This is a genomic window from Staphylococcus microti, assembly GCF_000934465.1.
Classification (GTDB): Bacteria; Bacillota; Bacilli; order Staphylococcales; family Staphylococcaceae; genus Staphylococcus; species Staphylococcus microti.
The window spans coordinates 43,089-56,125 of record NZ_JXWY01000009.1; the positions used below are offsets into that span (position 1 = coordinate 43,089).

Here is a 13,037-nt window from a genome sequence, read left to right on the forward strand (position 1 = left end):
AAATATAGGCGACAAAATCTACATTTCAGGTTCTGTCGCCTATTTATATAGCGTTTTTAAAAGTGATACGCATCAAAATCTTGTACGAACTGGAATGATTGCGTATGGGATGCTTTGAGCTGCTGTTCAACCGCCTTAACATCTTCTTTTGTATAACGATTGCTCAAGTGTGTTAGTAAACTATGTTGAACGTTAGCATGTGTGATTAACTGTAAGACGTCATCTATATGACTGTGATGATAATCATTGGCAAGTTGTTTGTCGCCGTCTATATACGTTGCTTCATGCACCATAACATCAGCGTTTTGTGCGAGTGTTAATTCGCTATCACACGGTTTTGTATCGCCAAAGATTGCGACGATTGGGCCTTGTTTTTCAGGTGCTTTAAAGTGATGTGCATCATAAGCAACACCTTCAAATTCAAATGTATCATGATTTTTTACTTGTTGATATAATGGCCCAGGTTCCATGCCGATCGCTTTTAATTTGGCAACGTCTAACGTTCCCGGCGTACTCGGTGCTTGAACGCGATAACCATAACATGGTACACCGTGATTTAACGGTCGTGCTTGCACTTCAAATTGATCAATTGTTAAGTCGAGTTGATCGTCAATTTCAATAATATGTATTGGATAATTTAGATGCACATGTGTGAAAGATAAACTCGCTTCAACATAAGCTTTAATCCCTTTTGGACCTACAATCGTAAGTGGCTTGCCTTCCCCACCTTGAAATGAGCGACTCGTCAATACACCGGGTAAGCCATAGACGTGATCACCGTGCATATGTGTTATAAAAATATGACTCACTTTTCCGAGCTTAATCGAATGATGTAAAATTTGATGCTGTGTTGCTTCGCCTACATCAAAAAGCCAGATGTCCGTTGCATAAGGTTCTAACTTCAGTGCGATGGATTGTGTATGTCGGTCTTTTGTCGGTAACCCTGCGCTCGTTCCGAAAAAAATGATTTCCATTTTTACGCCTCCTTAGCGTTATCTTATCATAGATTATAGTTGAACCGCGTACAAAAATATAGCATGATATAATAAAGCAGAATATATGACCATATGGCACTCATGATTTATAATGAGAACGTATAACATTACGAAGAATTGAGGTTTTGAATCTTGAATAAGACACATAATCATATTCCAGCGCTTATTACAATATTTGGCGCGACCGGTGATTTAAGCCACCGTAAATTATTCCCATCGTTATTCCATTTATTTCAACAAGATAATCTAGACGATAGAATTGCGATTGTCGGTATTGGTCGCCGTCAGTTAACAGTTGATGATTTTAGAGCACAAGTCAAAGCATCAATTCAAGCGCACGTTCATGATACGAAACATTTAGACCAGTTCATGCAACACGTTTTTTATCAGCAATTAGATGTTAACAACGAAGAGAGTTATCAAGAATTACTCACATTAAGTAATGATTTAGATAGACAGTTCCGTCTTGATGGCAATCGCTTGTTCTACTTAGCGATGGCACCGCAATTTTTCGGCGTTGTAACCGACTATTTAAAAGCGTCAGGCTTAACGAAGACAACTGGCTTTAAACGTTTAGTCATCGAAAAGCCTTTCGGTACAGATTTAAAATCGGCGGAAGCGCTCAATCAACAAATTAGACGTTCATTTAAAGAAGAAGAAATCTTTCGTATTGACCACTATTTAGGTAAAGACATGGTGCAAAATATTGAAGTGTTACGTTTTAGCAATGCGATGTTTGAACCGTTATGGAACAACAAATATATTTCTAATATTCAAGTAACCTCGTCTGAAGTTTTAGGCGTAGAAGATCGTGGTGGTTATTATGAGTCTAGTGGTGCGTTAAAAGACATGGTGCAGAACCATATGTTACAAATGGTCGCACTGCTCGCAATGGAGCCCCCTATCAGCTTACACAGCGATGACATTCGCTCAGAAAAAGTAAAAGTACTTAAATCTCTCAATATTTTAGAACCGGAAGAAGTGCGTCATAACTTTGTACGTGGTCAATATGACGCCGGGGAAATTGACGGTAAAGATGTTATCGGTTATCGCGATGAAGATAAAGTTGCCGAAGATTCTACAACACCTACATTCGTTGCAGGTAAAGTGATGATTAACAACTTTAGATGGGCAGGTGTCCCGTTCTACATTCGTACAGGTAAACGCATGAAGCGTAAATGTATTCAAGTCGTTGTAGAATTTAAGGAAGTGCCAATGAACTTGTATTACGATAAAGACCAGCATTTAGACTCAAACTTGCTTGTCATTAATATTCAACCGAACGAAGGTGTGTCAATTCATCTTAACGGTAAAAAATATGTTCAAGGTATTGAGACAGAGCCAGTCCAACTGTCTTATTCAATGAGTGCACAAGACAAAATGAATACTGTCGATGCGTATGAGAACTTATTGTACGATTGTTTAAAAGGCGATGCGACAAACTTTACACATTGGGAAGAATTAAAATCTACATGGAAATTTGTCGATGCCATTCAAGAAGCGTGGAACAAATTTGAACCAGAGTTTCCAAACTATCCATCAGGTACCAATGGTCCGTTAGAAAGTCACCTATTGTTAAGCCGAGATGGTTTCAAATGGTGGGAAGATATCCAATAATCCACGTATTGTCGTAACGTGATATTTATACAGCTTCATAAAATTGACTGAGTTACATAATAATCCGTGTAACTTAGTCTTTTTTGATTTATAATAACTTATAAGACTGATTATTGGATGCATCTGTTGTTATCACAGCATGTGGTAAAGTGTGCGTTAGATGAAATCCAATACGAAATGCATTATTTAAGGAGTGACCATTTTGGACGTTATCAAACATGTACAACAAGCCATTGTATATATTGAAGATCACTTATTAGACACGTTTGATTTTCAAACATTAAGTGATTACGTTGGGATTTCTCCTTATCATTTGGAACAATCTTTTACAATGATTGTTGGTTACACCCCTTTTGAATACTGTCGTGCGAGACGCCTTTCATTGGCGGCACAAGATTTAATTCACGGTGCAAATCGTCTGATTGATTTAGCCAAACGCTATCGCTATCCAGATGCGAATTCGTTTGCACATGATTTTAGTGATTACCACGGGGTGTCACCGTTACAAGCGAAAACGAAGCAAGACCAACTGAAAATACAAGACCGGTTATATTTAAAAGTGACAACCACTTCTAACTCACCGTATCCATATCGTTTAGAAAATATTGGCGATTTTTCACTCGTCGGTTGTTCACGTTTTATACCGACTAACCAACTCGATGATCATTTTATTATTCCTGATTTTCTAGAAGACCTACAAGCAGATGGGCGTTTAAAAGATATCATTCGATACAATGATCGTAGTCCACACGAACTTTTTGTCGTAAGTTGTCCATTAGATCATGGATTAGAAGTATTTGTTGGCGTGCCGAGTGAACGGTACCCACCCCATTTAGAAGATCGTTATTTATCTGAACAACAATTTGCGGTGTTTAACTTGCAAGGAGAAATTGACTTTGCGACAACGGAAGCTTGGCATTATATCGAAACAAGTTTACAGTTAACATTACCGTATGAACGCAATCGACTATATCTTGAAATTTATCCATTAAATATTTCATTTGACGATGCATTTACGAAAATTCAATTATGTATCCCTGTCAATATTGATGAATAAAAATATATGTAATAGTTGGGATGTCTAAGCGTACAATCATGATGGTTGTGCGTTTTTTCAGTAAATGGCTCGCTTTCCTGCAGAGGCCTTGTGCACAACTTTAGCGGGACTACGAAAGCTTTTAGCAAAGATGAAGCATCTAACAACTTAAAAAGCTGCATGTTACAAGGTGTAATCCCGAATAACATGCAGCTTTTCTGTTAAGCTGTTAACCTATTTTAGTTTGTCCATTGTGTATGGAATGTGCCTTCTTTGTCTTTACGTTCATACGTATGTGCACCAAAGTAGTCACGTTGTGCTTGAATTAAGTTGGCAGGTAAGTCTGCACTTCTATAACTATCATAGTAGTTAATACTTGCAGCAAAGCCTGGAATTGCGACACCGTTTTGTACGCCCATTGCGACAACATCACGAAGCGCTTGTTGATAGTCTGTTACAATCGCTTTGAAGTAGTCATCAAGGAGTAAGTTTTGTAAGTTGGCATCGTTGTCATACGCATCTTTAATTTTTTGTAAGAATTGCGCACGAATAATACAACCTTCACGCCAGATCATTGCTAACTCACCTAATTGTAAGTTCCAGTTGTTCACTTCACTTGCTGCTTTCATTTGATCGAAACCTTGTGCGTATGAGCAAATTTTACTCATGTATAACGCACGACGAATTTTTTCTAAAAACGCTGCTTTGTCGCCAGTAAATGTTGCTTCTGGTCCATTTAGTAATGAAGATGCGTGAACACGTTGTTCTTTCAATGATGAGATGAAACGTGCAAAGACAGATTCAGTGATGATTGTAAGTGGCGCGCCAAGTTCTAATGCGTTAATTGACGTCCATTTACCTGTTCCTTTTTGCCCTGCTTTATCCATAATTTTTTCAACGAGTGGTTCGCCATTTTCATCAAGTTTTGTGAAGATATCACCCGTAATTTCAATAAGGTAACTTTCAAGTTCACCAGTATTCCACTCTTTGAATGTTGCTGAAATCTCTTCATGATCCATACCGAGTAAGTTTTTCATCATGTTGTAACTTTCAGCAATTAATTGCATATCGGCATATTCAATCCCGTTGTGCACCATTTTAACGTAGTGTCCTGCACCGTCTGGTCCGATGTAAGTTACACAAGGTGTACCGTCGGCCGCTTTAGCAGAAATCGAAGCTAAAATATCTGCGACTTTGTCATATGCTGCTTTTTGACCACCAGGCATCATAGAAGGTCCTGTTAATGCACCGACTTCCCCGCCTGAAACACCTGTACCGATAAAGTTAATACCACTTTCTGCAAGTGCTTTGTTACGACGAATCGTATCTTGATAGTTTGTATTGCCGCCATCAATTAAAATATCGTCATGATCTAATAATGGTAATAATGTATCAATCGTTTTATCTGTTGCTTCACCGGCTTTTACCATAAGTAAGATTTTACGTGGTTTTTCTAGTGATTGAACAAATTCTTCAATGGTATAAGTTGGAACAATATTTTTACCTGCTGATTCTTTGACCATAAGATCTGTTTTGTCAGCTGAACGGTTGTAAACTGAAACACTGTATCCGCGTGACTCAATATTCCATGCCAAATTTTTCCCCATAACCGCTAAGCCGATTACACCAATTTGTTGTGTCATATTCTACTTACCTCTCTTATTATAAATTACGGGTTAATTGTATCACATTATGTGATTTCAAACACTTATACTGCGTAAGATTATGCAATCTCGATCAGTTTTAACACATACGCCACAAGATCAACCATTGATTGAATAGCAATACGTTCACTTGTTGTATGAATCGCTTCGTAGCCGACACCTAAAATAACAGTTGGAATGCCAAACTGACTAATAATATTACCGTCAGAACCCCCGCCACCAATTGTAGCTTCACCGCTCAGATTGACAGCTTTCGCAGCTGCTTGTGCTTTTTGGTAAACAACCTCATCTTCACGCACTAAAAAGCCTGGGTAAGACAGTTCTGTCGTTACGTCAGCATGACAGCCAAATGATGCAGCAGTTTCTTTAAAAGTTTGTGCCATATGTTCTGTTTGTGCGTTAATTTTTGCTTCAGAATGCGAACGTGCTTCCGCCCAAATATGAACGAGATCAGTCACGATATTTGTCGGGCCGCCGCCTTCAAATTTACCGATATTCGCTGTTGTTTCATCGTCAATTTGTCCTAATTTCATACGACTGATTGCTTTAGCAGCAATATTAATCGCACTTACACCTTGATTTGGTGTGCTTGCATGTGCTTTTTTACCATGAATGGTTGCGTTAATTAACATTTGATATGGTGCACCAATTGTGAAGTTACCCACTGGGACAGCTGAGTCAATCGCATAGCCGTATGCCGCATCAATCATATGTTTATCTAATGCTTTTGCACCGACTAAGCCAGACTCTTCACCGACTGTAATAACAAATTGAATTTGACCGTGTGGCAGTTGTTGTTCTTGAATAATGTGTAGGACTTCCAAAATCGTCGCAAGGCCAGCTTTATCATCTGCACCTAAAATCGTTGTGCCGTCAGAAGTAATAACGCCATCTTGAATGATTGGCTTTACGTTTTGCCCAGGTACGACGGTGTCCATATGGCTCGTAAAATAGATTTTTTCTTTCGAAGCATCTGTTGCAGGTAACGTACAAATTAAGTTATTCGCACCAAAACCTGTTTTGCTTTTAGCCTCATCTTCTTGCACTTGCAAACCGAGTGCCTCAAACTTGTCTTTAAGAATCGGTTGAATTGTCTCTTCATGACCTGTCTCCGAATCAATCTGTACAAGTTCTAAAAATGTTTCGACTAAACGTTCTTGGTTTATCATGTCAAATCCCCCTTTTTTCATATACTCTTAGTGTACCGAAATGCGTTGTATTTGCAAAATGAATGCTTTATTTCGCCACTTGTGAATCTTATTTCAATAATGTTATAATTTGATTTAATCATGAATTAAAAAACCATATTTATCAATTGGAGGCATTTTGACGTGCAAGACAAAAAGATAAGAAAAGTATTATTGATTGTCATGTTATTAGCAATTGTAGCATCTCTATTACTCACAGGTATTGCACCATTAATGAGTATGTAATAGTCAACAGACAAAAAGGATGTCCACGCAATATATAGTTGTGTGAACATCCTTTTTGATTAGGTCATTTCATGATAGAGCTTTAATGAGCCAAAATTTGATTTAATATTTAAATATTCTTCTGTATCATATAAAATTTGAATAATGCTTGAACGGGTATACAGTTCATCATGTGTTTGTGGTAATGGTAAGTCATCAATTTGAAGGCGTATTTCATACAGCAAATGAAGACGCATGGCTGTGTAGTTGTTTTCATTGACGTTGTCTGCCATTTCTTTGAATAATGTGGCAACCTTGTCGAGTAACACGTCGTCCACCGTAATAAGTTCTAAATTATGATGAATACGCTGTAAAATTTCAACTTGATCTTGACGCATATCAAAATAATGATAGTAGCTGTTTTCGTTGCGGACGAAATGGTTTTTGACATCTCTAAACGCAACGGATTTCGCTTGTTGAATCGTGAGCAACAGTTTGTCAAATGAGAGTTTTGTTTGTTGTATTTCTTGTGTACACATCGTACTGTACGTTTCAAAAATATGACGAATTTGTGCTTCAATATCATTTTGATAGCTTTCGAGTTCTTTTTCAAAACTTGGCATAATCGTATTCATAATAAAGGCAATTGAAAGCCCGACGATGAGTAACATGATTTCATTTAAAATTAAGTCTACGTTAATCAAATCGGCATTAAAAAAGTGTAGTAGGATGACGATACTCGTAACAACCCCTTCTTGTGTGTTAAACACGACAGTTAAAGGGATAAATAATAGTACGATGAGCCCTAGCACCCATGCATGTTGACCGAGCAGAGGAAAAACGGTGGCACCAAATCCAATTGCGATTAAACACGACACAAAACGGGATAATATAGCGTGAACGGAATTCATTTTAGTGTCTTTAATACATAAGACAACTAAAATAGCACTAGATGCATAATTATCCAGTCCTAGAAACTTCGCGATAATTACACCTAGTGCCATGCCGACCGCAGTTTTAATCGTTCGCCACCCAATTCGGTATGGATTCAAACGGAACATACGGTCAACTCCCTACTCTGCGACACAATATTTATCGAATAAACGTTGTAATTGTGTAATAACATCCATCGTGTCATGACCTTCGATTTGATGACGTTCAATCATTTCAGTGATTTTACCATCTTTCATCAAAGCGAATGAAGGGCTTGATGGCGCATAACCTTCGAAATAATCACGTGCACGTTGTGTCGCTTCTTTATCTTGTCCAGCAAAAACTGTGACTAAACGATCTGGCAACACATCATAGTGTAACGCATGTGCTGCAGCAGGTCTTGCCATACCACCTGCACAACCACATACAGAGTTGACCATGACAAGTGTTGTACCATCTTGTTTGAACACACTGTCCACTTCTTCTTCTGTCGTTAATTCTTCGTAACCCGCACGTACCATTTCTTCACGCGCTTGTTTTACGACATTATTCATATATAAATCAAAACTCATGTCCATCTTATCTACCTCCGTCATTTGGATAGTTCTATTTTACTAAAGGTATGGATGCAATTCAATTTCGAAAGCTTTGAATTGGTAGAATGCAAATGATTAATAAATAGATGTATTGTCTAAAGTATATTGTTCAATACGCTTTTTAACTTCATTTAAAAATTGCCCTGCTTGTAAACCATCAAGAATACGATGATCAATCGATAAGCACAGATTAACCATATGGCGTATTGCGAGCATATCATTAATAACTACTGGACGTTTCACAATCGATTCAACTTGTAAAATCGCCGCTTGAGGATGATTGATGATCCCCATTGAGCTGACAGAGCCGAACGTACCTGTATTATTTACCGTAAACGTACCACCCGACATATCTGCTGTTGAAAGTTGATTGTTGCGTGCTTTTTGCGCAAGTGCATGAATGTCTTTTACAATCCCTTTAATTGATTTATCATCAGCATTACGAATAACTGGCACAAAAAGTTTGTCCTCATGTGCAACTGCAATTGACAAGTTAATCTCATCATGCACGATGATTTCATCGCCTTGCCATGAACTGTTTAACATTGGATATTTTTTCAATGCTTCTGCCACAGCTTTGACGAAAAACGCGAAGTAAGTCAAGTTGTATCCTTCTTGAGATTTGAAAGAAGCTTTATGATGATTACGTGTTGCCACAAGCTCTGTTGCATCTACTTCTACTTTCATCCATGCGTGCGGAATTTCTTGAACGCTTTGCACCATTTTATTCGCAATTTGTCTACGTACCCCATTCACTGGAATAGATTGACCGTGATGGCTTGATTGTGCTGATGTATCAGAAACTTGAGTGGATTGAACAGGTTGTGACGCCGAGCTTTCAACTGGCGCTTCTGCTTGTTGTTGCCCATTTTTTAAGTACAATTCCACATCTTTTTTTGTTACACGTCCTTCAAAGCCAGTACCCGTTACCTGCGCTAAATCAATACCGTTCTCAGACGCAATACGGAAAACAACAGGTGAATAGCGCCCGTTATTTTTTGGTTGGTTCGTCATTGCTTGTGTATTTGACTGTGGCTGACTATTTGGCGTTGTTTCAGGCACTGCAACGGTGTCAGGAGGCACTGTATCTCCAGTCACATCAGATGTATCAGCTTGCGATGCTTCGCCCGTGTCTAACGAACAAATCACTGTACCAACAGCGACGGTATCGCCGGGTTCGACATGTAATGCTGTTATGACACCAGCATATGATGATGGCACTTCTGCCGTTACTTTGTCGGTAATCACTTCACATAGTGCATCATACTCTTCAACGTGGTCACCTACTTTTACAAGCCATTGCTCAAGTGTCCCTTCATGGACGCTTTCACCCAGTTTAGGCATTTTAATATCCATCGTTTTATCCCCCTTAAAATTCAGCAAGTTCACGCATTTTTGTTTTTATTTTTTCAGGATTAATCATAAATTCATCTTCTAATGGTGGTGAGAAAGGCATGGCAGGCACATCAGGTCCTGTAAAACGCATGACCGGTGCATCTAAATCGAACAGACAGTTTTCTGCAATAATCGCTGCCACTTCCGACATGACGCTACCTTCCTTATTATCTTCTGTGACGAGCAAACATTTACCTGTTTGTTTGGCACGGTCGATAATTGTTTCTTTATCTAAAGGATAAACAGTACGTAAATCAACAACCTCCACACTAATGCCTTCTTCTTGTAATAAGTCTGCTGCTTGAATACAGTAGTTCACAGCGAGTCCATAGCTAAATACTGTAATATCTGTCCCTGCACGTTTAACATCTGCTTTGCCTAAAGGAACTGTGTAATAACCTTCTGGCACATCCTCTTTTAATAAACGATAGGCTTTTTTATGCTCAAAATATAAAACAGGGTCATTTGAAGCAATGGCACTTAATAGCAAGCCTTTCGCATCGTATGGATTCGATGGAATAACGACTGTTAAGCCCGGTGTTGAAGCAAAGACACTTTCAATACTTTGAGAGTGATACAACGCACCGTGAATGCCACCGCCAAATGGTGCACGAATTGTTAATGGCACTTGCCAATCATTGTTGGAACGATAGCGCATTTTGGCTGCTTCACTCATAATTTGATTTGTTGCAGGTAAAATATATTCTGCAAATTGAATTTCTGCAATCGGACGTTTACCCATCATCGCTGCACCAATCGCTGAACCAACGATATTTGATTCGGCAAGCGGTGTATCTAACACGCGATACTTACCGTATTTTTCTTGCAAGCCAGCTGTGACGCCAAAGACGCCCCCTTTTTGCCCGACATCTTCTCCGAGAATAAACGTTTGTGGATCTTGTTCTAACGCGATATTTAATGCATCTTTAATCGCTTCTAAATATGAGATTTTAGGCATTAAAAGGACCTCCTTCTTCATAAACGTGCGTATATGTTTCGCGCACATCAGGATACGGTGCGGCTTCTGCTTGTTTCGTTGCATCATTAACAATTGCTTTGTGTGCTTGTTCCACTTCATCAAGCCATGCGTCATCAATGATATTGTGTTCGAGTAAATAATCTTTAAATAGCTTATTGCAATCATTCGCTTTGTCTGCCGATTTAACATCCGCACTACGATAGCGATCATCGTCGTCTGATGAATGCGCTGTTAAACGTGTACACATCGCTTCAATCAATGTGCCACCTTCTCCATTTAATGCACGGGTACGCGCTTCTTTCACCGCTTGGTATACCGCGATAGGATCATTGCCATCGACTGTGACGCCATGCATGCCGTATCCTTTTGCACGATCAGATAGGCGTTCTGCACCGTATTGTAAGTCTTTCGATACAGAAATAGCGTATTGATTGTTTTCGATAATACAAATAAATGGTAGTTTATGAACACCTACGAAGTTGAGTCCTTCATGGAAGTCACCTTGGTTTGAACTACCTTCTCCAAGTGTTGACAATGCCACTTGCTGTGTGCCATCCATTTTAAAAGTAAGTGCAGCACCAATCGCATGTAACAACTGTGTCGCTACCGATGACCCTTGTGACATAATGCCAATTTCTTTTTTACTAAAATGTGAAGGCATTTGCTTACCACCCGAACTAATATCCTCACGTTTGCCAAAAACGGAATACATCGTTTCTAAAGGTGTCATCCCTAAATAAGTGACAAGTGCTAAGTCACGATAATACGGTGCTGTGACGTCGCCTTTTTCTAAAGCATACGCCGCACCGACTTGTGTCGCTTCTTGACCTTGACAGCTAATAACAAATGGGATTTTCCCCGCTCTATTTAATAGCCACATACGTTCATCGATTTTTCTACCTAAGTCCATGCCTTTATATATTGCTTTTAAATCTTCTGTATCTAGTTGTGCACTTTCATAATTAATCATCGTATATCCCTCCTAATGTTATAGATGAATTGCTTGATTTTCATATTTCAAACCAAGTTCCATTAAAAGTTCAGACATAGATGGATGCGCATGCGTTGCCATTCCTAATTCTAGTGCAGAACCATTTAAAAATTGAAGCACGCTTAATTCATTAATTTGTTCCGTGACATTTTGTCCAATTAAGTTTGCACCGATAATTGTGCCGTTTGCTTGATCTATAACGAGTTCCGCAAAACCTTCTGGTGTATGTGGTGACATAATCATCGCTTTACCATTCATTTGGAAAGCTGCTTTTACAGTTTTAACATCGTATCCTTGTGCTTTAGCCGTTTCAGCTGAAAGACCGATTGCTGCAACTTCCGGAGTCGTATAAATACATTTTGGCATCATGTTATAGTCTATTGCGATTGGGTTGTGTTGGAACATATGTTCAACGGCAATGACACCTTCTTTCGCACCAACATGTGCCAATTGTAAATGACCAATTACATCACCTGATGCGTAAATATGTGGTGCCTTTGTTTGCATAAATTCATTGACTTCAATCGTTTGTTGCGCTGTTACAACGACTTCTGTATTGGACAAACCTAGATCCGAAATATTTGGCCGACGTCCAATAGCAACAAGTGCCATATCAGTTGTAATCGTTGTGTCTAAGTCGAAAGTAACATTTGTGTCTGACACTGAAATGTTATCATCATTCAGTGCAATACCTGTATGGAATGTTACACCACGTGCAGACAATGACTTCAGTAATTGTTGGCTTACTGCGTCACTGTTATTTATGCGAATGTTTTCAGCTGCTTCAATCACATGCACATCCACACCTACTTGGCTGAAGAAGGATGCAAACTCTAACCCTATCACACCCGCACCGATAATCGTAATGCTGTCTGGCAATGTTGACATCGCTAAAAGGTCATCGCTTGTAACTACGCGTTGATGGTCAATTTGTAAAAACGGTAGTGTAGCAGGTGATGAGCCCGTCGCAATTAAAACGTAATCATTTGTAAGCAGCTCTGATTCACCATTATCATATGTAACTGAAACCGTGCCACTTTGTGGAGAAAAAATAGAAGGTCCTAACAAGCGACCTGTTCCGTTAAATACATCTATCTTCTTTTGTTTAATAAGCATTTGTAACCCATTATGCATCGTATCTACAATGCGTTGTTTACGTTCTTGTACTTTTGAAAAATTGAAAGAAGGTGTTGAAGTAGAAATGCCGTAAGCGTCGGCATGTTGAATTAGTTGATAGGTATCAGCTGATTTTAAGAAGGATTTCGTTGGAATGCAACCTTTATGTAGACAAGTACCACCGAGTTCGGCTTTTTCTACAATTGCAACTTTTTTTCCGAGTTGTGCGGCGCGAATCGCAGCTGAGTAGCCACTAATGCCACCGCCTAGAACGACTAAATCGTATTTCTCTTGTGTCATAAT

The 13,037-nt window shown here is 39.0% G+C and carries 12 protein-coding genes; 3 read left to right on the forward strand and 9 right to left on the reverse strand.

Translation table 11 applies throughout. From position 1 onward, the window contains the following. Nucleotides 1–56: 56 nt before the first annotated feature. On the reverse strand, nt 57–974 hold the full coding sequence (gene rnz, locus TP70_RS01775) for a ribonuclease Z (RefSeq protein WP_044358902.1): 918 nt from the start codon (nt 972–974) through the stop codon (nt 57–59). A 153-nt stretch (nt 975–1,127) separates the two neighbouring features. On the opposite strand from rnz, the gene zwf reads away from it, so the two are divergent. Next, the gene (zwf, locus tag TP70_RS01780) at nt 1,128–2,612 is read left to right on the forward strand and encodes a glucose-6-phosphate dehydrogenase (RefSeq protein ID WP_044358904.1); all 1,485 of its coding nucleotides are present in this window, start codon (nt 1,128–1,130) and stop codon (nt 2,610–2,612) included. A 202-nt stretch (nt 2,613–2,814) separates the two neighbouring features. Further along, on the forward strand, nt 2,815–3,669 hold the full coding sequence (locus TP70_RS01785) for an AraC family transcriptional regulator (RefSeq protein WP_044358906.1): 855 nt from the start codon (nt 2,815–2,817) through the stop codon (nt 3,667–3,669). 218 nt (nt 3,670–3,887) lie between these two features. Here TP70_RS01785 and gndA read toward each other — a convergent pair whose 3' ends face one another. Both gndA and TP70_RS01795 read right to left on the reverse strand, forming a co-directional pair. After that, nucleotides 3,888–5,291, reverse strand: coding sequence for an NADP-dependent phosphogluconate dehydrogenase (gndA, locus tag TP70_RS01790; RefSeq protein ID WP_044358907.1), 1,404 nt, complete (start codon nt 5,289–5,291; stop codon nt 3,888–3,890). Nucleotides 5,292–5,371: 80 nt separating this feature from the next. Next, nucleotides 5,372–6,481, reverse strand: a complete 1,110-nt coding sequence (locus TP70_RS01795) for a M20/M25/M40 family metallo-hydrolase (RefSeq protein WP_044358908.1) — start codon at nt 6,479–6,481, stop codon at nt 5,372–5,374. 162 nt (nt 6,482–6,643) lie between these two features. Between TP70_RS01795 and prli42 the strand changes: the two genes are divergently transcribed. Further along, nucleotides 6,644–6,745: a stressosome-associated protein Prli42 gene (gene prli42, locus TP70_RS12145; protein WP_156962253.1), complete on the forward strand. Its 102-nt coding sequence runs from the start codon at nt 6,644–6,646 to the stop codon at nt 6,743–6,745. Between the two features lie 59 nt (nt 6,746–6,804). On the opposite strand, the gene TP70_RS01800 is transcribed toward prli42, so the two are convergent. The 6 genes from TP70_RS01800 to lpdA form a co-directional block, all read right to left on the reverse strand. After that, complete coding sequence (locus TP70_RS01800; RefSeq protein WP_044358909.1) at nt 6,805–7,785, reverse strand: aromatic acid exporter family protein; 981 nt, start codon at nt 7,783–7,785, stop codon at nt 6,805–6,807. Nucleotides 7,786–7,797: 12 nt separating this feature from the next. Further along, nucleotides 7,798–8,235 carry a bacilliredoxin BrxB gene (gene brxB / locus TP70_RS01805; RefSeq protein WP_044358910.1) on the reverse strand — a complete coding sequence of 146 codons (438 nt, stop codon included), beginning with the start codon at nt 8,233–8,235 and terminating at the stop codon, nt 7,798–7,800. 93 nt (nt 8,236–8,328) lie between these two features. Then, nucleotides 8,329–9,609 carry a dihydrolipoamide acetyltransferase family protein gene (locus TP70_RS01810; RefSeq protein ID WP_044358911.1) on the reverse strand — a complete coding sequence of 427 codons (1,281 nt, stop codon included), beginning with the start codon at nt 9,607–9,609 and terminating at the stop codon, nt 8,329–8,331. Between the two features lie 13 nt (nt 9,610–9,622). Next, complete coding sequence (locus tag TP70_RS01815) at nt 9,623–10,606, reverse strand: alpha-ketoacid dehydrogenase subunit beta (protein WP_044358913.1); 984 nt, start codon at nt 10,604–10,606, stop codon at nt 9,623–9,625. Further along, complete coding sequence (locus TP70_RS01820; protein ID WP_044358914.1) at nt 10,599–11,597, reverse strand: thiamine pyrophosphate-dependent dehydrogenase E1 component subunit alpha; 999 nt, start codon at nt 11,595–11,597, stop codon at nt 10,599–10,601. Before TP70_RS01820 ends, TP70_RS01815 begins: the two co-directional genes overlap by 8 nt. Before the next feature lie 18 nt (nt 11,598–11,615). Beyond that, complete coding sequence (gene lpdA / locus TP70_RS01825) at nt 11,616–13,034, reverse strand: dihydrolipoyl dehydrogenase (RefSeq protein WP_044358915.1); 1,419 nt, start codon at nt 13,032–13,034, stop codon at nt 11,616–11,618. Nucleotides 13,035–13,037: the final 3 nt, after the last annotated feature.

Coding starts and splice junctions, on each gene's coding strand:
- TP70_RS01815 (WP_044358913.1), bottom strand. CDS start 10,606: ATGCCTAAAATCTCATATTTAGAAGCGATTAAAGATGCATTAAATATC.
- lpdA (WP_044358915.1), bottom strand. CDS start 13,034: ATGACACAAGAGAAATACGATTTAGTCGTTCTAGGCGGTGGCATTAGT.
- gndA (WP_044358907.1), bottom strand. CDS start 5,291: ATGACACAACAAATTGGTGTAATCGGCTTAGCGGTTATGGGGAAAAAT.
- brxB (WP_044358910.1), bottom strand. CDS start 8,235: ATGGACATGAGTTTTGATTTATATATGAATAATGTCGTAAAACAAGCG.
- TP70_RS01820 (WP_044358914.1), bottom strand. CDS start 11,597: ATGATTAATTATGAAAGTGCACAACTAGATACAGAAGATTTAAAAGCA.
- rnz (WP_044358902.1), bottom strand. CDS start 974: ATGGAAATCATTTTTTTCGGAACGAGCGCAGGGTTACCGACAAAAGAC.
- TP70_RS01795 (WP_044358908.1), bottom strand. CDS start 6,481: ATGATAAACCAAGAACGTTTAGTCGAAACATTTTTAGAACTTGTACAG.
- TP70_RS01800 (WP_044358909.1), bottom strand. CDS start 7,785: ATGTTCCGTTTGAATCCATACCGAATTGGGTGGCGAACGATTAAAACT.
- TP70_RS01810 (WP_044358911.1), bottom strand. CDS start 9,609: ATGGATATTAAAATGCCTAAACTGGGTGAAAGCGTCCATGAAGGGACA.